Below are 22,679 nucleotides of genomic sequence, written 5' to 3' on the forward strand. Positions count from 1 at the left end.
ATCGACGAAGACAAGGGCCAGATGCGGCTGAACGCGGCGGTGGGCGGATATCCGCGCGTGGTGGCGAACTTCCGGCGGACCGGGAGGGTGTCGCTCATCGTGGGCACGATCGACGGCGGGTTGAAGGTATATGACGCCGCGCCGCTGGTGCGCGCGCTCGGGGCGGAGTTCGACCAGGTGGTCAAGGAAGTGCAAGGGCAGTCGCGCTAATCGTTCATAATCCAGGAGGACGATATGGCGGCTTTCATTTTTCACGGCGGATGGGAAACGATTCTCATCCCTGCGGCACTTGCAACCATTCCACTCTTCGCGTTGCTTGCTTTCGCATGGCCCGTTCGTCGAAAGGAACCAAAGGACTAGAACCATGCCATTGCTCGAAGTCCGCGAGCTGACCAAGGTGTATCCGGCGAGCGAGTCGGTGTTTGGGACCGCGGTGCGCGGGGCGAAGGAAGTGCGCGCGCTCGACGGCGTGTCGTTCGCGATCGCGGCGGGCGAGACGCTGGGGCTGGTGGGCGAATCGGGCTGCGGCAAGACGACGCTCGGGCGGTGCATCCTGCGCTTGATCGAGCCGACGTCGGGGAGTATGCGCTTCGAAGAGCGCGAGGTGCTCGCGGCCAGCGGCGCGGAGCTCCGCAAGCTGCGGCGCGACATGCAGATCGTCTTCCAGGACCCGTTCAGCTCGCTCGACCCGCGGATGCGCGTGGCGGAGATCGTCAGCGAGCCGCTGGTGATCCACGGCGACGGGACCAGGCAGTCGCAGGCCGAGAAAGCGCGCGAGCTGCTGCGGGCGGTGGGGCTGGAGGAGTCGGCCTTAGGACGGTACCCGCACGAGTTTTCGGGCGGCCAGCGGCAGCGCATCGTGATCGCGCGCGCGCTCGCGCTGCGGCCGAGGTTCGTGGTGTGCGACGAGCCGGTCTCGGCGCTCGACGTCTCGGTCGGCGCGCAGATCGTGAACCTGCTGCGCGAGCTGCAGCGCGACTTCGGGCTCACCTACCTCTTCATCTCCCACGCCATGCCGGTGGTGCGGTACCTGGCGACGCGCATCGCGGTGATGCAAGCGGGAAAGATCGTGGAGCTGGGGACGACGGAGCAGATCACGGAGCGGCCGCAACACGAGTACACGCGGACGCTGCTGGCGGCTACGCCGGAAGTGAGTGTCTAGTCCACAGTCCACGGTCCAGAGTGACCGAAAGGAAAAAGCGCCGGCGAGTCGCCGGCGCTTACCCCTGAACAAGCTCAGATCCCGAGCGATTCGTAGTCGTCGGTGCCGGTGCGGTCGCTGCGCGGCTCCTTCGGCTTGGGAAAGCTATAGGGATCTGGCGCGAGCGGCTTGCGGCGCTTGCGCAACTGCATGCCGGCGAAGATGCCGCCGGCGAGCACGGCGCCGGAGAGCGCCGCGGTCAGGGCGATCTTGCCGGCGTTCTCCGACATGGGCTCGGCGATGCGGCTGGCGGCGAGGGCGATGCGGCCGCGCACGCCCATCGCCTGGCGAAAGTCTTCCATCGCCTGGCGCCCACCGCGCTCGAGCGCGCGGTAGGCGTGGAAGAGCGCGTAGTTGAGCGGCATGGAGAGGTCTTCCCCGCCCTGCACGATGGCGTGCTCGGCGCCGCGTTCCTGCTGCGCCTCGAGCAGCTCGTCGAGCGCGGCGGCCAGAGGCGCGGGCTGCGTCCACATCATGCGATAGGCGATGCGGCCGGACTTGTCCACCACGAACGCCGGGTTGGGCAGCTTGCCGTACTTCCTGTGGATGGCGCCGCGGACGTCGTCGACGACCATCGGCATCGTGACTTCGTCCTCGTCGCGGAAGCGCTCGGCGGCGTCGACCTTGTCTTCCCAGGAGCGGTGCGCGGGTTGCGACTCGCCGGGATGCGCCTCGCGCACGTAGACGAACAGGAACTCCAGGTCGTCGGAACGCAGCTCTTCGGCGAGCGCGTTGAGCCCGCGGATGGAGCCGGCGGTCATGGGGCAGGTGCCGGAGCCGAAGACGAGCACCACGTTGCGTTCGCCGCGGAAATCGGAGAGCCGGACGCGGTCGCCCGCGAGCGTGCGCCCCTCGAAGTCGGGAGCGCGCTCGCCGGGACGCGGCGCGTCCTCGAACAGCGCGCGGTGTTGCTTGGGGTCGAGCATCTCGCGCGTGAAGCGCTCGTAGTTGTAGCGCGGACCGAAACCGAACATGGGACTCCTCCGGGCGGATGTCGAACGGCCAGTCGGTACGATGCGCGGCGCGCGACCTTCGTTTTCCACCGCGCCTTAGGCCGGAAGGGCAGCTTGCCCTGCCCGCGACCGCCGCATAGAATCAAGGGTTGCACCCAGTACTTCATAGTGAGTGGAGGCCTTATGCCATTGAACGTGGGCGACCAGGCCCCGGACTTCGAAGTCCCGGCCGTCACCGGCGATAAGAAAGACAAGTTCAAGCTGAGTGACCTGCGGGGCAAGAAGAACGTGGTGCTCGCCTTCTATCCGCTGGATTGGACCCCGGTCTGAACCGCGCAGATGCCGGCGTATAACGCGGACCTCGAAAAGTTCGCCGGCTTCGATGCCCAGGTCGTGGGCATAAGCGTGGATTCGATCCCCAGCCACATCGCGTGGCAGAAGAAAGATATCGGCATGCTGAACTACCCGCTGGCGTCGGATTTCTATCCGCACGGCGAGGTGGCGAAGAAGTTCGGCGTGCTGCGCGCGGGCGACCCCATCCCCGGGATCAACGAGCGCGCGGTCTTCGTGATCGACAAGCAGGGGAAGATCGTGTTCGCGAAGGTCTACCCGCTCGATAAGCAGCCCGACAACGAGGATTGCTTCGAGGTGCTGCGGAAACTCTAGACGCGAGGAGCTTCGGTAGAGACGGCCTTCTGGCCGTCTCTTTTTCTTTGTTCGCGAGACGCCCAGAAGGGCTGCCCTAGCGCAGTTTCTTACTGAAGGCGGCGAGGACGGTGTGGAAGATCTTGCGCAGCTCGTCGGTCTTGAACTTGGCGGGGAAGCCGATGCGCTGGGCGAGGATCTGGTCGCGCATCATGGCTTCGAGCATGCCCATCAGGGCGCAGCGCAGGGCCTGGGGCTCGACGTCGTCGCGCAGCTCGCCCTTCTGCTTCATCTCGGTGATCATGGCGTCGGCCATCTGCACCAGGCGGAGGTAGCCGCCGGTGAGCATGACCATGTGGCCTTCCTTGCGGATGCGGCGGCCTTCCAGCAGCATGAGTTCCTTGAGCTCGGGGTCGCGCTCCATGCCGGAGAGCATCATCTCGAGCAGCGCTTCCAGGCGCTCGGCGGGCGAAGCGATGGGCTGGAGCGCGGGGAACATGGAGGACATGCGCTCCCATCCCATGTCGAAGATGGCTTCCAGCAGGCCTTCCTTGGAACCGAAGTGCTTGATGAGCTGCGACTCGCTGGTGCCGGCGGCGCGCGCGATGGCGACCGTGCTGGTCGATTCATAGCCGCGCGTGGCGAACAGGTGCTTGGCCGCCTGGAGGATGCGGTCGTGCGACGACAAGCCCGCGATCTTCTGCGAGTCGGAGGCCGATTGTGGGGAGGCCATAGTCATATCCCTACTACGGTTTTGGACGCGGTTCAAGGAATATCGGGCGGGAACCAGGTCGGGGCGCCCTCACGCCTACCAAGGCGGCGGGGCGGAGCCTTGGGCGGCGCCAAGTGGCGGGACGGCGGGCTTGACAGGGCCTCCCAACCACGCTTAGGATTGCCGCCCAGTAGATAGTCGTACTACTAGCTGCACGTCTCTCGGCGCCCAAATGTTCCTGATCACAGGCAACTCGAATTGGATGTACGCACGTCTAGTCCTAGCTAGTAGCAGCACGACTAGCTACTCGGCGCACATGAATCTCTCCCCCTCTTCGCGTCGCGTTTCGCGTCGCTCGTCGTGCTTACGGACCCGCGGCCCACGGCTCCCTGTTTCCCCACATCAACGCACGGAGACACTTGCATGAAGCATTCGGCGCGCTTTGCCCTCGTGCTCGCACTCGCTCTCTTGTCGCTCGCGAGCACCCTCCAGGCTGCCACCCCCTCTTCCGGCACCTTCACCACGCCATCCGACGACACACTCGGCACCAAGCAGACGATCACCTTCACCGGCGGGCCGCTGGCGGTCTCATCCGGTTTCACGAACTACTCGCTGCCGACCTGCACGCAGCAGGCGGCGGGCACGAACGTCGCGCCTCCGGGCGTGTGCGAGATCTTCGTGCTCACGGTCGAGCTGCCGGCGAACTACTACGAGACGCACGCGGGCAACGTGACCGCGCACCTGACGTGGCAGACGCCGGAGGGCACCGACCCCTCGCTCGACGACGTGGGCCTGTTCATCGTGGACAGCCGGGGGAACGTGGTCGCCTCGTCGGACGACACCAATCCGGCGGCCGCGGGCGGCACGGGCCGCGCGGAAGAGACCGCGGTGGGCTCCAACGTTCCGGCAGGGACGTATCGCGTGATCGTGCTGAACTCGCTGTCGCCGCTGCCGATCCCGCGCTACGACGTCACGCTGACGTTCAACCTGACGCAGAAGCCGGCGCCGCCGCCGCCGACGGCGAAGGTGTTCGACAACTACACGCCGCCGGTCATCACCGCGGCGGACGGCACGAAGTCGCAGGCGGGCCGCACGGCGAACGAGCCCTCGATCGGCGTGAACTGGAAGTCCGGCAACGTGATGTTCCTGGCCGGGCTGACGACGTTCCGGGTCTCCTTCAACGACACCACGACGCCGGCGACGGCGACGTGGAGCGGCAACGTGGGCGCGCCCATCGTCTCGCGCATCTCGCTCGACCCCATCCTGTTCACCGACGCGAAGACCGGGCGCACGTTCGTCTCGCAGCTGATGGCGGCATGCTCGCTGATGGCGTTCACCGATGATGACGGCGCGAACTGGTTCCAGAACCCGGTGGGCTGCGGCGTCGCCACCTTCGTCGACCACCAGACGGTGGGCGGCGGGCCGTTCCCGGCGGGCTTCTCGTCGACCGATCCGATCTACAACTATCCGAACAGCGTGCAGTACTGCGCGCAGGACGTGGCGTCGGCGCAGTGCGCGGTCTCGATGAACGGCGGCATCACCTTCGGGCTGGGCACGCCGGTGTACCTCATCACGGACTGCGGCGGGCTGCACGGGCACATCCGCACCGCGCCCGACGGCACGCTCTACCTGCCCAACAAGGACTGCGGCGGGCAGATCGGCGTGCACGTCTCGACGACCAACGGCACGAGCTGGACGAAGTCGCTGGTGCCGGGCAGCGTGGCGGCGAACAGCGATCCCTGGGTCGACATCGGGCCGAACGGCACGGTGTATCTCGGCTGGATCGACGGCGACCACTTCCCGATGATGGCAGTGTCGCATGACCGCGGCGCGACCTGGTCGCAGCCGGTGAACGTGGGCACGCAGCACAACATCCAGAACGCAGCGTTCGCCAGCGTGGTGGCGGGCGACGACGACCGCGCGGCGATGGCCTTCCTCGGCACCGACGCGGGCGGCGACCTGCAGGGCGCGACCTTCCAGGGCGTGTGGCACCTGTACGTCTCGTTCACTTACGACGGCGGCAACACCTGGACGACCTACAACGCGACGCCGGGCGATCCGGTGCAGCGCGGCTGCATCTGGCTGGGCGGCGGCGACAACCCGTGCCGCAACCTGCTCGACTTCATGGGGATCACGGTGGACAAGCAGGGGCGCGTGCTGGTGGGGTACGCCGACGGCTGCATCGACGACCAGTTGCCGCCGGTCTCGGACCCGATCGAAGGCACGCCGCCGCCGAACAACTGCGTCAGCCAGCCGCCGGCCGACGCGCAGGACGCGGTGAAGACGAAGCTCGGCACGATCGCGCGCCAGTCGGGCGGGCTGCCGCTGTTCGCCGCCTACGATGGCCTGTTCGCCACCGTTCCGGGAGCGCCGGTGCTGAGCGGCATGGAAGGCAACACCGTCAACCACCTTGCCTGGACGACGCCGTCGAACGGCGGCTCGGCCATCACCGGCTACAAGCTGTACCGCGGGACATCGAGCGGCGGCGAGACGCTCTACCAGACGCTCGGCGTCGTGAACAACTATGACGACACCGCGGTCACCAACGGCACCACGTACTACTACCGCGTGGCGGCGACGAACGCGAAGGGCGACAGCGCGACCTCGAACGAAGTAGCGCTCACCCCGGCGTACACGGCCGCGCCCTCCGCTCCGCAGCGCCTGAAGGCGACCGCGAAGAAGGGCGGCGTGATGCTTACCTGGTCGGCGCCCAAGGACCAGGGCACCGCGCCGGTCACGGGCTACCGCATTTATCGGAGCGTGGCGCCGGGCCTGGAGACGTTCCTGGTCGCGGTGGGGAACACCACGCATTACAGCGACGAAGGCCTCGCCTCCGGCACGACCTACTACTACAAGGTCACGGCGGTGAACGCGGTGGGCGAGTCGCCGAAGTCGAACGAAGACAGCGCGAAGGCGAAGTAGCGCTGTCGCAACAAGCTCACCGGCGCGACGGCTCCAACCCCGCGCCGGTGCAGGGACCGCGCCGGCAGCTCAAGCGGGTCGCACAAGCGGCCCGCTCCGGGAGCGCCGACCCTGAGCTGCCGGCGCGTCCTTTGAGATCGAGTAGCAAGACTGGCCGAAAGAAAAGGCCCGCCGCGAGGCGGGCCTTCTTGTTTGCGCCCTCGGGTCGAGGGCGCTACATCGTTACTGCGCCTTCTTGGCCGGCTTGGCGGTGGAGGCGGTGACGCTGCCGCCGACCTGGCGCTTCATGTCGTCGATCATCTGGAAGAACTGCGAGCGGTCCACCACCTCGACGAAGGGCGTGCCCTTGGTCGAGTCGCTCACGATGTAGATGGTGGGCGTGTGCTGGATACCGACCTTCTGTCCGAGGGCGTAGTCGGCGCGCACCTTGGCGGCCAGCTCGCCCCGCGGGTCGACGAAGAGCGGGAAGGAGAGCTTGTTCTCCCTGGCGAACTTCTCGGTGAAGGTGCGCAGGTTCTCGCGCGTGATGGACGGCTGGTTGCGGTAGATGTAGGAGCGGTAGGCGTCGCCCAGCTGCTTCGACTTGCCGTCGAACCAGCGCGCGTTGACGTGCGCCTCGAACGACCAGTTGTGCATGGGCAGCGGGAAGTCGTAGCGGACCAGCGGGATCTTGTAGGTGCGGAGCGCCTCCTGGATGACGGGCTCGGCGCGCGCGCAGTCCGGGCACTGGAGGTCGGCGAACTCGACGATGGCGAGCTTGTAGCCCTTGGGCGGGCGCAGGATCGAGGTGTCGCCCGCCGCGGCAGCGACGGCCAGAAGCAGCAGGGCGGCGAACAGGGACAGAACGGTCTTCTTCATAGATCCTTCTTGGGTGTTCAACCCGAAAAAGCCGGAAAGATGCGTGGCTCCATTTTACCGGAAACGGCGGGGGCGCGCGGCTAGCGATGTCCCTCGCCGAACTTCCAGCTCAGCTGGAACTGCACGCCGATGTCGGGGGTGGACGAGGTGAGCCCGACCGGGACGCCGGCCTTGAGCTCCCAGCGCTCGCTCGCGCGCCAGATAGCTTCCGGGACGAGCGCCGCGCGCGTCTCGCGGGAGTGGAAGTCGTGCTCGCCCACGAACTCCAGCACCGGCTGCAGGCGCTCGGTCGCCTCGTACATGGCGGCGAACTTGTAGAAGAAGTTCTTCTCCTTCTCCTCGAAGTCGGCGAACGGGGTCTCGTAGCCGAGGTTCATGTGGGTGAACCAGCGGGGGTGGAGATGGGTATCGAGATGGAGGGCGCCGCCGGCCTCCCAGGCGCGCTCGGCGATGCGCTTGTCGCCGCTGGGAATGCCGAGCGAGGGGTTGAGCGAGAGCGCGAACTTGCGCTCGCTGCCGCCGGCCAGCAGGTAGCGGTACTGGATCTCCAGGTTGCCCGGGCGGAACAGCGTCGCTCCCGGCTCGTGGGCGCACAGCATGGGCATCTCGATGGCGATCTGCTGGCGCGGCGCGAAGCCGTACTCGAAGGCCATGGGAACGACGTCGTGCAGCTCGGTGTTCCAGAAGTAGGAGAAGCCGAATTGCACGTTGCCGGCGCGCCGCGCGAAGGGCGCGGCGAACTCGGTGTTGATGGGCTCGCTGTCGTGCGCGAGCGCGGGCAGCGCCACGAGCAGGAACAGGACCAGCAGCAGACGGCTGCGCAGGGACACAGCATCCTCCGAACAGGATGAGATGGTGACGAGGGCCTAGCGGTCGGAGGAGGCAGCGGGAGGAGCGCGGTCGGACTCGAGTGCGAGGGGCTCGGCCGAGTCTTCGGCGGGATAGAACTCTTCGATGACGGGATGCGCGAGCTGCGGGCGCGTCGCCGGCCGCGGCGCGGCGGGCGTGGCGGTGTCGAGCGTTGCCAGCGTGCAGCAGGCATGCCGGCTCTGGCCGTGCGAGGCGGCCTGGCTGATGGCCGTCTTGCCGTGGGTCTTCTTCAGGCAGCAGGCGTGCGCGGACCTGCCGTAGGAGGCGTGCGCCAGCGGCGCGAAGATCACGCCCAGGACGAGCAACAGCAGCAGGCTGGCACAGGTTCTACGCATAATGCGTCCGAATATTCTCCCAGAGTTCCGAGGGCCGTGCCAAGTGACAGGAAAATAAATCGCCCGATGGTACTAAGGCCCCGCCTGGCGGCGGCTTGCGGCTGGCAGCTTGCCGCCGAGTGTCCCGCTGCGAGCCGCCAGCTGCCAGCCGCGAGCCAGTTCAGTCCACCGGCTTGCCGGCGACGAAGCAATTCACGGGGTTGCCGTCGTCGGACTTGCGGATCTTGCCGGACTCATCGGTGCAATAGGCCGGGCCGGCGCCGGGGGTCGCGGGCGCGGCGCTGGCGCGGTACTTGGTGCCGGCGGCGTCGCAGCGCGTGAGCTTGAACAGGTAGCCGCTCTTCGTGCCGCTCTCCAGCGATTCGTCGATGAGCTGGGCGTGCTGCGCGGTGGGGTCGCCCTTGCCGACGCCGCCGAGCTGCGCGAGCGAGCAGGTGTAGCGGTCGTAGCTCATCTTGTAGACCAGCTGCGCGGTGTTGAGGGTGCGCAGCGAGCCGACGGCGGTGGACTGCCCCGCGGCCGAGCGGCCGGCCTTGGCTTCCTTCGCGACCGCGTCGAGGAACTTGGGATCGTCGAGCGGAACGTGCGCGCTGAAGCCGAGGTCGGCGAGCTTCCAGACGCCGGCTTCCTGGATCATGCGGATCAGGATGCGCGGGTCGATGCCGGCGCTGATGTCGCTCGACTTCTGCCCGGCCCGCATGCCGCTGAAACCGAGCTCGAGGAACGCGGTCGTGCCCTGCACGTCTTCGCGCAGCACCGTGAGCTGGAAGTGGTCGCCCTTGGGCAGCTCGACCGAAAGCAGCACGGGGCCGGTGTCGAAGGTCTTCACGCCCTGCATGTCGCGCGACACCGGCAGCGGCGGTCCGGCGGCCACCTGCTCCTCCATGCCCGCCTCCTTCAACTTGGCGACTGTGACGGCCGGCAGATGCCGCAAGACAGAGTCCCTATCCTTGGAGAAGACCATGTCGAGCAGAGCCTGGCGGGGCGTCTGCGGCGCGGCGCCGGGCGCGGCCTGCGCGCAGAGCGCGACCGGGAACGAGACGAGAAGAATAAGGACAGCAAGGCGTCGCATGGCGGACCTCCGGAATGTGGGCGAGGGGGAGCGGCATTCTAGGACGCGCGGCTGCGCGCGGCAAGGCCCGTGTGCTAACCTCGTTGCGCTTCTCGTCCCGCCAGCCGCGGGATCCAGCCCCCGCTCCCAACTGCTCGGGCTTATCTGTCCCGTTGCGAAACCGGGACTAAAATTCGGAGCTATTTGTGAAGGTCTACGAGAGCGCGAACATCCGTAACGTCGCGGTCGTGGGTCACTCTCACGCCGGCAAGACATCGTTGGTCTCGGCCATGCTGTTCAGCGCCGGCGCCACGCCCAAGCTGGGCCGCGTGGACGACGGTTCCACCACCACCGACTGGGACGAAGAGTCCATCGCCCGCCAGATGACGACCACCACCGGCGTGGCCTACGCCGAGTGGCAAGGCAAGGTAAAGATCAACATCCTCGACACGCCCGGCTTCAACATGTTCGTCCACGAAGCCAAGATGGCCATCCCCGCGGTGGAGTCGTTCGTCGTCGTGGTCGACGGCGTGGCCGGCGTGGAGGTGGTGACCGACAAGGTGTGGCAGTACGCCGAAGAAGCGGAGATGCCGCGCGTGATCGTCGTGAGCCGCATGGACCGCGAGCGCGCCGACTACGACCGCGTGATGGACTCGCTCACGGGCGCGTTCGGCCGCAACGTCGTGCCCATCCAGTTGCCGATCGGGAAAGAGAAGTCGCTCTCCGGCGTGGTCGACCTCGTCCGCATGAAGGCCTACACCTACGAGATGGGCGGCAGCGGCAAGGGGAAAGAAGGCGAGATCCCCGCCGAGATGGCCGCGAAGGCGAAGGAGCTGCACGAGAAGCTGGTGGAGCTGGTCGCCGAAGGCAAGGACGAGCTGATGGAAGAGTTCTTCGAGAAGGGGACCATCCCGGAGGAAGACCTCATTCCCGCGCTGCACGACGCCATCCGCGAGGACCGCATCTTCCCGGTGCTGTTCACCTCGGGGCTGGGGAACGTGGGCACCGACTTCCTGCTCGACTTCATCGTGCAGTACACGCCGACGCCGGGCGAGCACAAGCCGGTGGAGGGCGTGGCGACGGCCGGGTCGAACGGCGGCGGACACCCGGTGCGCAAGGAATCGGACAGCGAACCGCTTTCGGTGTACGTCTTCAAGACGGTCTCGGACCCGTTCGCCGGGCAGATCAGCTACTTCAAGGTCGTCAGCGGCGTGCTGAAGAACGAGTCGGCGGTGCAGAACTTCACGCGCTCGGCGGCGGAAAAGTTCTCGCACCTGTCGGTGATGCAAGGCAAGCAGGCGGTGGGCGTGACGGAGTTGCACGCCGGCGACATCGGCGCGGTGGCGAAGCTGAAGGACACGCACACCGGCGACACGCTGGGCGACAAGGCCGCGCCCATCCAGTTCCCGCAGGTCACGCTGCCGGAACCGGCCATCACCTTCGCCATCGAGCCCAAGACGCGCGCGGATGAAGACAAGCTCTCCAACGGCATCCACAAGCTGATGGAAGAAGACAAGATGATCCGCTTCTACCGCGACTCGCAGACCAACGAGTTCCTGATCGCGGGCACCGGACAGCAGCACATCGAAGTCATCGTCTCGAAGCTGAAGAAGCGCTACCACACCGAGGTGGTGCTGAAGGCGCCGAAGGTGCCGTACCGCGAGACCATCCGCGGCAAGGCCGACGCGCACGGCCGCCACAAGAAGCAGACCGGCGGGCACGGCCAGTTCGGCGACTGCAAGATCAAGATGGAGCCCATGCCGCGCGGCGGCGGCTTCGTCTTCGAGAACGACATCTTCGGCGGCGCCATCCCGAAGAACTTCATCCCGGCGGTCGAGAAGGGCATCGTGGAGTCGGCGGCGCGCGGCTATCTCGCCGGCTTCCCGGTCGTGGACTTCAAGGTCACGCTCTACGACGGCTCCTATCACGACGTCGATTCGAACGAGCTTTCCTTCAAGACGGCCGGCCGCATCGCCTTCAAGAAGGCGATGGAACAGGCCAAGCCCACGCTGCTCGAGCCCATCATGAAGATCGAGATCACCATCCCCGACGAGTTCGCCGGCGCCATCATGGGCGATCTGAACTCGCGCCGCGGGCGCATCCAGGGCATGGACAACAAGGCCGGCAAGACGATCGTGCGGGCCGAGGCGCCCATGTCGGAGATGCTGACCTACGGCGTGGACCTGACGTCGATGACGCAGGGCCGCGGCTCGTTCAACATGGAGATGTCGCACTACGACGTGGTGCCGGCGCAGATCCAGGAGAAGATCGTCGCGCAGCACAAGGTCGGCAAGGGCGAAGAGGTGGAAGTGGAAGAGTAAGCCTTTTCTGGAGCTCCTCTGGGAGTGTCATGCTGAGGAGCGAAGCGACGAAGCATCTCACGAACCAGAATGCCTGCTGAGTCCCAGCAGGCATTTTCGTTGCTGTAGAGGCCTATCGCCCGCACCGGCGCGCTCGAGCTGTTCCTGAACAGGCAACTGTATCCGCGTCCTAGCGTCGACGAGCCTACTGCACCGTGAGGGTGACGTTCGCCTGGTGCGAGTTCGTGCCGGAGGTCGCATGCACGTGGACGGTGAAGGTGCCGTGCGCGGTGCCGGGCGACCCGCCGCCGCCGTGCGGCGTGGAACTTCCGCCGCCGCCACCACAGGCCGGCCCGAGCAGCGCCAGCAGCACGATCCCCAGCAAGCCGTACTGGCGGCTGCGCGGAGCGCGACGCGCGAGGACGAGCGCCAGCGGCATCCCCAGCAGCGCGAAGTAGAAGGGCAGCGGGTTGAACGGCGCCGGCTGCGCCGCCGCAGACGACGGCGCCGTGGTGTGGATGGTCAGCGTGGTCGTGGCGGTGCCCGTGCCCGGTGTGATCGGCGTAGGCGAGAACACGCACGAGCTCAGGCTCGGCAGGCCGGTGCAGTTGAACGAGATGGCCGAGTCGTAGAACGCGCCGCCGCCGCCGGCCGCCGTCGCGCTGATGGTGAACTGCGCCGACTGCCCCGCGCTGATGGTCTGCGCGGGCGGGTCGGCCGTGATGGTGTAGTCCGGCTGCGCCACCGGCATGCTGATGCCGGCTGTCCCCTTGAGCCCGCTGGAGTCGGTCGCCGTCAGGATGAGCTCGTAGGCGTAGCTGCTCGCCGGGTCGTGGTCCTCCACCACGAAGTTGCCGCTCGGCCCGCTCGCGGTCGCGATGGTGTGGACGTGCGTGTTGTGGTGCAGCAGCAACTGCCACGCGAGCGCGGAGTCGAGCAGCGTCTCGTCGGGATCGCTGGCCGAGCCGCTGAAGTGGATGGTCTGGCCCGGGCGGATGGTCGTGTTGTTCGCCGGCGAACCGATGGTCGCGGCCGGCGGCACGCTGCCGACGGTCACGCTCACGGTCACGCTGCTCGCAGCGCTGCTCGGATCGGTCACGGTCAGCGTGGCGGTGAAGGTCTGCACGGTCGCGGAGTTGTAGGCGTGCGTGACGGTCATGCCCGGACCCGAGTTGCCGTCACCGAAATCCCACGTGTAGGTGAGCGGCGCGTCGCCGTCCGGGTCGGAGCTGCCGGCGGCGGAGAAGTCCACCGCAAGCGGCGAGTAACCCGAAGTGGGCGAAGCACTCGCGACCGCGACCGGAGCGCGGTTGCCGGCTCCGGTGTAGCGGATGCGCCGCAGCTGGCCCGCGGGGAACGCGATGTAGTAGAGCGCGCCGTCGGGCCCGAGGTCGAGGTGCACCGGCCCGCCGGCCGCGGTCGCGAAGTCCACCACGCCGGTCATGTTGCCGTTCGCGTCGAACGTGATGCGGCGGATCCAATCGCCGGCGTAGTCGGCGATGAACAGGCTGCCGGCGTATTGCGCGGGGAAGTTGTCGTCGTCGTAGAACGGCCCCAGGATGATGGTGGCGCCCACCGCATGGCCGTAGGTGTACATCGGCGCGGTGACGCTGAGCCCGCCGCATTGCGACGGAAATGCGTTCTGGAAATCCTGCTCGGGGCCGTTGCCCTCGTAGCACGGCCAGCCGAAGTTGCGGCCGCGCCCGCGATCGACCTCCTCGAACTGGTTCCAGCCTACGTCGCCGATGAACAGCTCGCCCGTGGCCGGGTGAAAGGCGAAACGGAACGGGTTGCGCAGGCCGTAGTCGTACACCCGCCCGCGGGTGTTGTTCGCGCCGTTGTAGAAGGGGTTGTCGGTGGGCGCGGAGCCGTCGGGATTCAGGCGCAGGATCTTGCCGGAGTAGCTGTCGAGGCTCTGCGCGCGCAGGCTGCCGGAGGTCGCGCTCGAGAACGACGCGCCGTCGCCATTGGAGACGTAGAGTTTGCCGTCGGGCCCGAACTTCACCAGGTCGATGGAGTGCGACACCTCGTTGGCCGGGATGCAGTCACCGCTCGACGGCGGCTCGGGGCAGGGCGGCGTGCCGACCGAACCGATCAGCACCGTCTCGCCCGGCAGCGCGACGTCGGGATTCGCCGGGTCGGCCTGGATGCGCGTCACGCGCGAGGTCTTCGCGCCCGCGCTGAGCGGGTCGGCGGTGTTCTCGAAGACGTAGGAAAGATAGACGTAGCCGTTGGAGGAAAAGTTGGGATCGATGGCCACACCGAGCAGGCCGCGGTCCCAGTAGCGGTTCACGTGCGCGCTCACGTCGGCGAAGGTGCCGGTGATGACGTAGCTGTTGGGCGCCGCGTCGGGCTTCACCATCAGGATGACGCCGGATTTTTCCCACAGCAGCATGCGGCCGCCGGGCAGGAAGACGAAGCCGGTGGGGCCGTACTGGTCCACCTGGATGACCGTTTCCGAGACGAAGCCGGAGTCGCTGAAGGTCTGCGCACCCGTGGCGGCGCAGAGCAAGAGCGCTGCGAGCAGGACGGCGAGCGTCCGCCAGGATGAGCGAGGCAAGGGCATCGGCCAGAGTGGGGAGGAAGGGAGAGTAGCCGACAAAAGGACAAATGACAAAGGACAAAGGACAAATTGAAAACCTGCGCTCAGGCAGGTCTCAAATTGTCATTTTTCAATTGTCAATTGTCATTCGGGGCGCAGAACGGCCCGCTCGATCGAGCAGGCTTTTTACTTGCGAAGGGCTAGGCTTTGACGACTTTGCCGGACTTGAGGCAGTTGGTGCAGACGCGCATGCGCTTGGTCGTCTTGCCGACGCGGGCGTGCACCGGGCGCAGGTTCACGTTCCAGCGCCGCTTGGTCACGTTGTGCGCGTGGCTGATGTTGTTGCCGAACTGCGGCCCCTTGCCGCAGATTTCACAGACTCTTGCCATGACTGCTTGACTCCAAGTGGGATCAGGACTGGTGGGCCAAAGTACTGATTTTACAGGAGAGGCCGCGGGTTGGGCAAACCCGGCGGCGTCACCGGCGAAAGACGAACAGCTTCAGGAGAAGTAAGAGCGTGAGCAGGGCCAGCGGGATGGGCAGGTAGCTCGACTTCGCGGCCAGCGCCTTCTCTTCGGGCGTCTCGGGCTGGTCGATGTCGTAGAAGCCGTGCTTGAGCGCGCGGGCGCTGGCCGTGATCCCGCTCCAAGCCCAGAGCGTGAGCAGGGCCATCAGCAGCTGCGCCCACCAGGTGGCGCGCGTCCAGAAGCCCCACACGCCGACCACGCACACCACCGTCCAGAAGAACAGGTGGACTTTGGCTTTTCCCGGCGCCTCGATCAGCACGCCGACACTGTAGCAGCATGCGCGCGTGCGAGAATGAAGAGATGCCGGTCAACCCGCCCGCCGCGCCGGATCCCAAGTCGGTCAAGATCAACCTGACCGCGGGCACCGGTGTGGACATCGAGTGGAAGGACGGCCACTTCTCGCACTTCGACTTCCCCTACCTGCGCGGCGCGTGTCCGTGCGCGCTGTGCGACGACGCGCGCGGCAAGGAAGACCGCGAGCCGTGGGAGAAACCGAAGGCCAAGCCGGGCGAGCTGCCCATCTTCAAGCCGCAGGCGAAACCGGTCCACGCCGAGGCCGTGGGGAAATATGCCATCCGCTTCACGTGGTCGGACGGCCACGAGCACGGCATCTTCAGCTGGGACTACCTGCGCGACATCTGCCCGTGCGCGGAGTGCGCGGCGGTGCGGGAAGCGGAGCGGGAACATTTCAAGTAGATTGCCGATTTCCAATCGCCGATCGCAGGTTGAAAACCGGCGCGAGGTTCCAATCGGCAATTGGCAATCGGCAATTGGCAATTAAAATCGGGTCAGATGTCTTCCTTCCTCGACAAGTTAAATCCTCAACAACGGGAAGCGGTTGAGACGACGCACGGGCCGCTGCTGATCCTCGCCGGGGCGGGCTCGGGGAAGACGCGCGTCATCACCTACCGCATCGCGTACCTGATCGAGCAGGCCGGAGTGGCGCCCGACTCCATCCTCGCGGTCACCTTCACCAACAAGGCCGCGGCCGAGATGAAGGACCGCGTGACCGAGCTGATCGGCGGCAGCACGCTCGCGCAGCCGGTCATCTCGACCTTCCACTCGTTCTGCGTGCGCGTGCTGCGGCGCGACATCGAAGCCCTGCTGGTCAAGGGCGAAGACTCGCACCACCGCACCGTCACCTCCGGCTTCCGCAAAGACTTCGCCATCTACGACGAGAGCGACCAGCAGTCGGTGGTGAAAGCCGCGATCCGGCGGCTCGGGCTCGACGACAAGCAGCTCACGCCGCGCATCGCGCTGGGGCGCATCTCGTTCGCGAAGAACCACATGCTCGACCCGCAGGAGTACTTCCTCGCCTCGCACGATCCCAAGTCGGAGCAGGTGGCGCACGTCTTCCAGATCTATCGCCAGGAGCTGCGCAAGGCCAACGCGCTCGACTTCGACGACCTGCTGCTCGAGACCGTGCGCCTGCTGCGCGACGTCCCCGAAGTGCGCGAGCGCTACCAGCGCCGCTTCCAGTACCTGCTGATCGACGAATACCAGGACACCAACCGCCCGCAGTACGAGCTGATGCGGCTGCTCGGCAGCAAGCACCAGAACGTCGCGGTGGTGGGCGACGAGGACCAGAGCATCTACTCGTGGCGCGGCGCCGATATCCGCAACATCCTCGAGTTCGAGAAGGATTTTCCGGACGCGAAGATCATTCGCCTGGAGCAGAACTACCGCTCGACGCAGCCCATCCTGGAGGCCGCGACCGCGGTGGTCGAGAACAACGTCAAGCGCAAGGGCAAGAAGCTGTGGACCGCGCGCCAGGGCGGCGCCAAGATCGGCTACTACGAGGCGCCCGACGGCGAGAACGAGGCGTTGTTCGCCGCCGACTACATCCAGCGCTACTTCCGCCAGGCCGGCGAAGACGGCGAGGAGTCGCCGCGCGCGGCCGTGCTCTACCGCACCAACTTCCAGTCGCGCCTGTTCGAGGAAGCGCTGCGGCGCTACCAGCTCAAGTACCACGTGGTTGGCGGCTTCTCGTTCTACGAGCGCGCCGAGATCAAGGACATGATCTCGTACCTCAAGCTGGTGCAGAACCTGGACGACTCGATCGCCTTCCTGCGCGTGGTGAACACGCCGGCGCGCGGCATCGGCAAGACCACGCTGGAGACGCTGGAGCGCATCGCGCTCGAGACCGGCACCTCGCCCTGGGGCGGGATGCTGGCGGCCATCGAGCAGAACCTGCTGCCCGGCCGCGCGCTGCAGGCGTTCCAGGGCTTCCGCGAGCTCATCGAGGACGCCAGGGCGATGCTGGAGGGCACCTTCGTCGAGCGCGCCAGCCAGACCTCTTTAACCGCAGAGCCCGCAGAGAGCGTAGAGGAAATCACAAATCAGAAATCAGAAATCGAAAATCAAGAAGTCGAAGGCTTCCGCGCTCCCGGAGGCCCCGCGACTCTCCCCGAGATCATCAAGTTCCTGATCGACCGCACCGGCTACATCAAGCAGCTCGAGGAAGAGGCCACGCCCGAGGCGTACTCACGCATCGACAACCTCCGCGAGCTGGTGAACGCGGCGATGGACGCGCGCGACCGCGGCGAGACCTTGAGCGAGTTCCTCGACCACGCCGCGCTCGTCGCCGAGACCGACTCGCTCGACCTGCGCGCGCAGATCACGCTCATGACGCTGCACGCCGCCAAGGGCCTGGAGTTCCCGCTGGTCTTCCTCGCCGGCATGGAAGAGGGCCTGTTCCCGCACTCGCGCACGCTGCTCGACCCCGACGACATGGAAGAGGAGCGCCGGCTGTGCTACGTCGGGATGACGCGCGCCATGAACACGCTCATCCTCACGCGCGCGCGCTATCGCCGGCGCTACGGCACCGACCTGCCCGAAGCCAGCGTGCCTTCGCGCTTCCTGGAAGAGATCCCGCCGCAACTGCTCGACGACCTCGGGTCGCCCACCAGGCGCGAGACGCGGAAGGCCACGCCCTACGCAGCGGGCGCCGACGACTTCGACTTCGGCGGTCACACCGGCGACGACTTCGACCAGCGCGTGAGCTACGCGCGCGGCGCCAAGCCGGTGCGCAAGAAGCCCAGCTACGGCGGCGGCGCCTACAACTCCATCGACAACATCGCGGAGTTCTTCGCCTCCAGAGGGAAGAAGTTCAGCCGCCCGAAGGTCGAGGCGCCGGAGCAGACCGGCAAGCGCGGCTTCAAGCCGGGCCAGCGCGTCCGCCACCCCAAGTACGGCGAGGGCGTCGTCTACAAGCGCGAGGGCGACGGGGAAGACGCGAAGATTACGGTACAATTCCCCGGCGTCGGACTGAAGAAGCTGGTGGAGAAGTTCGCGCAGCTGGAAAAGGCGTGAACGGACTGCCGAACTGCCGAAGTGCCGAACTGCCGAATTTGAGATTCGGCACTTCGGCAGTTCCGCAATTCGGCAGTTGCTCTCACATTTCTTAAGCGTTTCGGAAGGAAAGAATGGCAAACACCAAGAAGCTGAGCAGGGAAGAACGCAAGAAGGCGAAGCGGGCGGCGCGCAAGAAGGCGGCGCCGAAGAAGCCGCGCGATTACAATCGCGGCTCGAAGAAGCGCAAGGTCAAGAAGATGGCGCGCGGAACCGCGAAACGCTAACTGCGCCCTCGGTCTTCTGTCGTCGGTCGTCGGCTTGAACCGCCGCGGCCGACGACCGAGGGCCAACGACCGACGACCACAGGAGAACGATCCTGCCCTCACAATTCACCGCCAGGAAGTCCATCGACAAGCTGATCGCGGACTCGCAGGTCGAGGAGCGCCAGCTCAAAAAGACGCTCGGGCCCTGGTCGCTGACCGCGCTCGGCATCGGCGCCGTCATCGGCTCCGGCATCTTCACCATCATCGGCACGGCGATGGCCGGGCAGAAGTTCACCGCCGAAAGCGTGCTGCACGCGCCGCTGCTGGAGTACCTCATTTACCACTCGCCCACGTTCGGGCGCCCGGGCGCCGGGCCGGCCATCGCGCTCTCCTTCGTGCTGGTGGCCATCGTGTGCGCGTTCGCGGCGCTGTGCTACGCCGAGCTGGCCTCGATGATCCCCATCGCCGGCTCCGCCTACACCTACACCTACGCCACCATGGGCGAGCTGATCGCCTGGATCATCGGCTGGGACCTCATCCTGGAATACGCCGTCAGCAACATGGCGGTGAGCGTCGGCTTCAGCGAGCACCTGGTGAACCTGCTCGACTTCTTCGGCGTCCACCTGCCGAAGACCTGGATGTTCCCGGCCTACCTGCCGTCGGGCTCGTCGCAATTCGACCCGGGCTGGCACTTCGGCTTCAACGTGCCGGCGTTCCTGGTGGTGATGGCGCTCACCGTGGTGCTGGTGCGCGGCATCCGCGAGTCGGCCGAGACCAACAACATCATGGTGCTGCTGAAGGTCATCGCCATCCTGGTGTTCGTCAGCTTCACCGCGCACCTCATCGACCCGGCGAAGTACAAGCCCTTCATGCCCAACGGCTGGGGCGGCGTGCTCACCGGCGGCGCCATCATCTTCTTCACCTACATCGGCTTCGACTCGGTCTCGACCGCGGCGGAGGAGGCCAAGAACCCGCAGCGCGACGTCCCCATCGGCATCATCGCGACGCTGATCGTCTGCACCGTCCTTTATGTAGCGGTGGTGCTGGTGTACTGCGGCGTCGAGATGTGGAACTCCGAAGTCTCGAACTCGGCGGCGCCGGTGGTGAACCTGCTGGCCAAGCTCAACAAGCCGTGGGTGCGCATCACGGTGCTGACGGGCGCGATGCTCGGAATGATCTCGTCGCTGCTGGTGTTCCAGCTCGGGCAGGCGCGCGTGTGGTTCGCGATGTCGCGCGACCGCCTGCTGCCCGACGCCTTCGGCCGCGTGCATCCGAAGTTCCGCACGCCGGCCTTCTCCACCTGGTTCGCCGGCTTCGTGGTCGGCATTCCCGCCGGGCTGTTCGACATCGGGACGTTCGCCGACCTCTCGAACATCGGCACGCTGTTCGCCTTCGCGCTGGTCGCCGGCGGCGTGCTCATCCTGCGCTATCGCGATCCCGGCCGGAAGCGCGGCTTCCGCGCGCCCGGCGGCCCGATCGTCCCCATCCTCACCATCCTGTTCTGCATCCTGCTGATGGCCGGACTGCCGATCATGAACTGGCTGCGCTTCTTTGCGTGGCTGGGCATCGGCCTGGTCATCTATTTCCTGTACAGCCGGCATCGCAGCGAGTTCGCGAAAGCCGGCGGCTAGCGGTCCGTGGCTGGCAGAACCTCACATCCAGCAGGACTCGACGCCGAGCGGCTCACGCCCTCGGCGTTCATCCTGCAGCTGCCCAAGGCCGAGCTGCACCTGCACCTCGAGGGTGCGGTGCGCCCGGAGACGCTGGTCGAGCTCTCGCGCCGCCACGACGCCCAGCCGCTCACGCTCGAGCAAGTCGCCGCGCTGTACCACTACCAGGACTTCACCGGCTTCCTGATGGCGTTCAAGGCCGTCACCGAGCGGCTGCGCACGCCGGAAGACTACGAGCTCATCACCTACGAGATGCTGCGCGCGCTCGCGAGCGACGGCGTGCTGCACGCCGAGGCCTACATCTCGGCGGGCATCCTGCACTGGCGCAAGCAGGAGTTCGCCCCCTACCTGGAGGCCGCCGAGCGCGGCCGCAGGCGAGGTGAGAAGGACTTCGGCGTCTCGCTTCTGTGGATCGTCGACGCCGTGCGACACTTCGGCCCCGAGCGGGTGCAAAAAGTCTTCGAAGAGGCGGCGCGGCTCCAGCACGAAGGTTACGCGAGCGTCGTCGGCGTGGGCATCGGCGGCGACGAGCGCCAGGCCGCGCCCGAGCTCTTCCGCGAGCAGTTCGCCTACGCCCAGGCGCAGGGCCTGCGCCTCACCTGCCACGCCGGCGAGACCGGCGGCCCGGAATCGGTGTGGGGCGCGCTCAACCTGGGCGCCGAGCGCATCGGGCACGGCCTCAACGCCTGGCAGGACCGCGAGCTGATGGCCGTGCTGGTGGAGCGCCAGGTCCCGGTCGAGGTCTGCGTGACCTCCAACCTGCGGACGAGCTGCTGCGCGGCCCTCGAGCAGCATCCGCTCAAGACGTACTTCGACCTCGGCGTGATGGTCACGCTCAACTCCGACGACCCGCCGATGTTCCGCACGTCGCTGGCCCGCGAGTACGCCCTCGCGCAACAGGCGTTCGAGCTGAGCGAAGAGCACCTGCGCGAGCTGGCGCGCAACTCCTTCGAGGCCAGCTTCCTGCCGCCGGAAAAGAAGCTCGCGTTCCTCCAGCGGATCGATAGTCTGGTTTGAGGCAATAAAGTCATGCCCCAGCACATCGGCATCGTAGCTTGCAGCGCGGAAGGCGCCGCGCTCTGCTATCGCACCATCTGCATCGAGGGCGCCGCCGTGATGGGCGCGCACGACCATCCCGAAGTCTCGATGCACACGCACTCGCTCGGCGAGTACAAGAAGCACTACCCGCAGGGCGACTGGGAGGGCGTCGCGCGCCTCATGCTGTCGTCGGCGGAGAAGCTCGCGCACGCCGGCGCCGACTTCCTCATCTGCCCCGACAACACCATCCACGCGGCCTTCGAGCACGTGCTCGGGAAGTCGCCGCTGCCCTGGCTGCACATCGCCGAAGAGGTCGCGAAAGAGGCGCAGCGCCAGGGCTTCAAGCGGCTCGGCGTGCTCGGGACGTATTCGCTGACCTCGACGCAGGTCTACCCCGAGAAGCTCGGCCAGCTCGGCATCGCCTGCGAGTTCCTCGACGAAGCGGGCCGCCGCGAGATCGACCGTGTCATCATGGACGAACTGGTCTACGGCCAGTTCCCGCCCGACTCGCTGCTCTTCTTTCAGGACTCCATCGACGACTTCCGGCAGCGCGGCTGTGACGCCGTCGTGCTCGGCTGCACCGAGATCCCGCTGCTGGTCCAACCCGGCGACTCCGCCCTGCCGACACTCGATTCCACGCGCCTGCTCGCCCGCGCCGCCCTCAAGCGCGCGTGTGGCCGGTGACACCCGTCACAGGGAGGCGTGAGTCATTGCACCGATGAGTTTCTCCTCCTCCCCGACAATCGATAAGTCATAGAAGTCGCAGTGCATTCATTCGGGGAGGCAGTCATCGTGAAGAAAATCCTTACGGACCTGCTGTTCGTGTTTGCCATCCTGGCGCTGCTGGCGCCGGTGGTGCTGGCGAGCGTCGCAAACCTGAAGTAGCAGAAGCCCCCACCGTTCCCTGGCGGCGAAAGTGCGCGCCTTGACCGTGGCGCGCGCGGACGAGCATACTGGCTGCCTCTTTTTTCCGCGTCCCTCAGCCGCTGAGGGATCTCCGATGTTGAGTCACCCTGGCCCCGCTGTGGGCCGTCGGAGGCACGTATGCGACTTCGCGCAGCCTTGTCGGCGCTCGCGCTCCTCCTCCTGCTGGCATTCGCGCCGGCTTCCTCGCAAGCTCCCAAAGCGAAAGGCAAAGCGCGCGCCGCGCAGCCCAGGGCTTCGGCCGCCCGCGGCCTGGCGGCGTGGGAGCAGGTCTACTCGGTGCTGGTGCATCCGCGCTGCCTGAACTGCCACACCGCGACCGACTATCCGCAGCAAGGCGACGACCGCCGCCGCCACCAGTTCAACGTGGTACGCGGGCCCGACGGTCGCGGCGTACCGGGGCTGGCCTGCGCCACCTGTCACCAGGGAGCGACCAGCAAGGCCAAGGGCGGACCGAATTGCGCGGACTGTCATGAAGGTGCGGACCTGGCCGCGACCGGCGTCCCCGGCGGGCACGGCTGGCACCTGGCGCCGCTGTCGATGGCGTGGCAGGACCGCAACGACCAGCCGTTGT

Annotated in this window: 21 protein-coding genes; 12 read left to right on the forward strand and 9 right to left on the reverse strand. The window is 66.8% G+C overall.

The features are described from left to right. Positions 1 to 210, forward strand: a 210-nt coding sequence (locus tag VLA96_12165; GenBank protein HSE49954.1) for a hypothetical protein, incomplete at its 5' end; no start/stop codon positions are given. Between the two features lie 154 nt (positions 211 to 364). Further along, positions 365 to 1,162, forward strand: coding sequence for an ATP-binding cassette domain-containing protein (locus tag VLA96_12170; protein ID HSE49955.1), 798 nt, complete (start codon positions 365 to 367; stop codon positions 1,160 to 1,162). Between the two features lie 74 nt (positions 1,163 to 1,236). On the opposite strand, the gene VLA96_12175 is transcribed toward VLA96_12170, so the two are convergent. Then, the gene (locus VLA96_12175) at positions 1,237 to 2,175 is read right to left on the reverse strand and encodes a deiodinase-like protein (GenBank protein HSE49956.1); all 939 of its coding nucleotides are present in this window, start codon (positions 2,173 to 2,175) and stop codon (positions 1,237 to 1,239) included. Between the two features lie 162 nt (positions 2,176 to 2,337). Between VLA96_12175 and VLA96_12180 the strand changes: the two genes are divergently transcribed. Then, complete coding sequence (locus tag VLA96_12180; GenBank protein ID HSE49957.1) at positions 2,338 to 2,820, forward strand: redoxin domain-containing protein; 483 nt, start codon at positions 2,338 to 2,340, stop codon at positions 2,818 to 2,820. 76 nt (positions 2,821 to 2,896) lie between these two features. Here VLA96_12180 and VLA96_12185 read toward each other — a convergent pair whose 3' ends face one another. Beyond that, complete coding sequence (locus VLA96_12185) at positions 2,897 to 3,532, reverse strand: TetR/AcrR family transcriptional regulator (GenBank protein ID HSE49958.1); 636 nt, start codon at positions 3,530 to 3,532, stop codon at positions 2,897 to 2,899. Positions 3,533 to 3,934: 402 nt separating this feature from the next. On the opposite strand from VLA96_12185, the gene VLA96_12190 reads away from it, so the two are divergent. Continuing rightward, complete coding sequence (locus tag VLA96_12190) at positions 3,935 to 6,433, forward strand: fibronectin type III domain-containing protein (protein HSE49959.1); 2,499 nt, start codon at positions 3,935 to 3,937, stop codon at positions 6,431 to 6,433. Positions 6,434 to 6,655: 222 nt separating this feature from the next. Here VLA96_12190 and VLA96_12195 read toward each other — a convergent pair whose 3' ends face one another. The 4 genes from VLA96_12195 to VLA96_12210 form a co-directional block, all read right to left on the reverse strand. Continuing rightward, positions 6,656 to 7,291 carry a thioredoxin domain-containing protein gene (locus tag VLA96_12195; protein HSE49960.1) on the reverse strand — a complete coding sequence of 212 codons (636 nt, stop codon included), beginning with the start codon at positions 7,289 to 7,291 and terminating at the stop codon, positions 6,656 to 6,658. Between the two features lie 80 nt (positions 7,292 to 7,371). Continuing rightward, on the reverse strand, positions 7,372 to 8,121 hold the full coding sequence (locus VLA96_12200; protein ID HSE49961.1) for a transporter: 750 nt from the start codon (positions 8,119 to 8,121) through the stop codon (positions 7,372 to 7,374). 36 nt (positions 8,122 to 8,157) lie between these two features. After that, a complete protein-coding gene (locus VLA96_12205; GenBank protein HSE49962.1) occupies positions 8,158 to 8,496 on the reverse strand; it encodes a hypothetical protein in 339 nt (112 codons plus the stop codon). A 160-nt stretch (positions 8,497 to 8,656) separates the two neighbouring features. Beyond that, positions 8,657 to 9,568 carry a hypothetical protein gene (locus tag VLA96_12210; protein HSE49963.1) on the reverse strand — a complete coding sequence of 304 codons (912 nt, stop codon included), beginning with the start codon at positions 9,566 to 9,568 and terminating at the stop codon, positions 8,657 to 8,659. A 185-nt stretch (positions 9,569 to 9,753) separates the two neighbouring features. Here VLA96_12210 and fusA point away from each other — a divergent pair, with 185 nt between their 5' ends. After that, a complete protein-coding gene (fusA, locus tag VLA96_12215; protein ID HSE49964.1) occupies positions 9,754 to 11,868 on the forward strand; it encodes an elongation factor G in 2,115 nt (704 codons plus the stop codon). A 184-nt stretch (positions 11,869 to 12,052) separates the two neighbouring features. Here the strand turns inward: fusA and VLA96_12220 are convergent, their stop codons facing one another. From VLA96_12220 to VLA96_12230, 3 genes are all read right to left on the reverse strand, one after another. Beyond that, positions 12,053 to 14,407, reverse strand: a complete 2,355-nt coding sequence (locus tag VLA96_12220) for a PQQ-dependent sugar dehydrogenase (protein HSE49965.1) — start codon at positions 14,405 to 14,407, stop codon at positions 12,053 to 12,055. Positions 14,408 to 14,589: 182 nt separating this feature from the next. Continuing rightward, positions 14,590 to 14,778, reverse strand: a complete 189-nt coding sequence (gene rpmB, locus VLA96_12225) for a 50S ribosomal protein L28 (GenBank protein HSE49966.1) — start codon at positions 14,776 to 14,778, stop codon at positions 14,590 to 14,592. An 88-nt stretch (positions 14,779 to 14,866) separates the two neighbouring features. Continuing rightward, entirely contained in the window at positions 14,867 to 15,175 is a 309-nt protein-coding gene (locus VLA96_12230; GenBank protein HSE49967.1) for a hypothetical protein, read from the reverse strand. A gap of 41 nt (positions 15,176 to 15,216) precedes the next feature. Between VLA96_12230 and VLA96_12235 the strand changes: the two genes are divergently transcribed. From VLA96_12235 to VLA96_12265, 7 genes are all read left to right on the forward strand, one after another. After that, positions 15,217 to 15,612, forward strand: a complete 396-nt coding sequence (locus VLA96_12235) for a DUF971 domain-containing protein (GenBank protein ID HSE49968.1) — start codon at positions 15,217 to 15,219, stop codon at positions 15,610 to 15,612. A 96-nt stretch (positions 15,613 to 15,708) separates the two neighbouring features. Further along, entirely contained in the window at positions 15,709 to 18,228 is a 2,520-nt protein-coding gene (locus VLA96_12240; protein ID HSE49969.1) for a UvrD-helicase domain-containing protein, read from the forward strand. Between the two features lie 113 nt (positions 18,229 to 18,341). Continuing rightward, positions 18,342 to 18,494: a hypothetical protein gene (locus VLA96_12245; GenBank protein ID HSE49970.1), complete on the forward strand. Its 153-nt coding sequence runs from the start codon at positions 18,342 to 18,344 to the stop codon at positions 18,492 to 18,494. Between the two features lie 134 nt (positions 18,495 to 18,628). Further along, positions 18,629 to 20,104: an amino acid permease gene (locus VLA96_12250; protein HSE49971.1), complete on the forward strand. Its 1,476-nt coding sequence runs from the start codon at positions 18,629 to 18,631 to the stop codon at positions 20,102 to 20,104. A 6-nt stretch (positions 20,105 to 20,110) separates the two neighbouring features. Beyond that, the gene (gene add, locus VLA96_12255) at positions 20,111 to 21,160 is read left to right on the forward strand and encodes an adenosine deaminase (GenBank protein ID HSE49972.1); all 1,050 of its coding nucleotides are present in this window, start codon (positions 20,111 to 20,113) and stop codon (positions 21,158 to 21,160) included. Positions 21,161 to 21,172: 12 nt separating this feature from the next. Further along, positions 21,173 to 21,865, forward strand: coding sequence for an amino acid racemase (locus VLA96_12260; GenBank protein ID HSE49973.1), 693 nt, complete (start codon positions 21,173 to 21,175; stop codon positions 21,863 to 21,865). A gap of 360 nt (positions 21,866 to 22,225) precedes the next feature. Further along, the coding region (locus tag VLA96_12265; GenBank protein ID HSE49974.1) for a cytochrome c3 family protein at positions 22,226 to 22,679 on the forward strand (454 nt) is incomplete at its 3' end.

This window comes from Terriglobales bacterium, from assembly GCA_035457425.1.
In the GTDB taxonomy this organism is placed as follows: domain Bacteria; phylum Acidobacteriota; class Terriglobia; order Terriglobales; family Acidobacteriaceae; genus JACPNR01.

Coding starts and splice junctions, on each gene's coding strand:
- VLA96_12170 (HSE49955.1), top strand. CDS start 365: ATGCCATTGCTCGAAGTCCGCGAGCTGACCAAGGTGTATCCGGCGAGC.
- VLA96_12175 (HSE49956.1), bottom strand. CDS start 2,175: ATGTTCGGTTTCGGTCCGCGCTACAACTACGAGCGCTTCACGCGCGAG.
- VLA96_12185 (HSE49958.1), bottom strand. CDS start 3,532: ATGGCCTCCCCACAATCGGCCTCCGACTCGCAGAAGATCGCGGGCTTG.
- VLA96_12190 (HSE49959.1), top strand. CDS start 3,935: ATGAAGCATTCGGCGCGCTTTGCCCTCGTGCTCGCACTCGCTCTCTTG.
- VLA96_12195 (HSE49960.1), bottom strand. CDS start 7,291: ATGAAGAAGACCGTTCTGTCCCTGTTCGCCGCCCTGCTGCTTCTGGCC.
- VLA96_12205 (HSE49962.1), bottom strand. CDS start 8,496: ATGCGTAGAACCTGTGCCAGCCTGCTGCTGTTGCTCGTCCTGGGCGTG.
- VLA96_12210 (HSE49963.1), bottom strand. CDS start 9,568: ATGCGACGCCTTGCTGTCCTTATTCTTCTCGTCTCGTTCCCGGTCGCG.
- rpmB (HSE49966.1), bottom strand. CDS start 14,778: ATGGCAAGAGTCTGTGAAATCTGCGGCAAGGGGCCGCAGTTCGGCAAC.
- VLA96_12235 (HSE49968.1), top strand. CDS start 15,217: ATGCCGGTCAACCCGCCCGCCGCGCCGGATCCCAAGTCGGTCAAGATC.
- VLA96_12240 (HSE49969.1), top strand. CDS start 15,709: ATGTCTTCCTTCCTCGACAAGTTAAATCCTCAACAACGGGAAGCGGTT.
- VLA96_12245 (HSE49970.1), top strand. CDS start 18,342: ATGGCAAACACCAAGAAGCTGAGCAGGGAAGAACGCAAGAAGGCGAAG.
- VLA96_12260 (HSE49973.1), top strand. CDS start 21,173: ATGCCCCAGCACATCGGCATCGTAGCTTGCAGCGCGGAAGGCGCCGCG.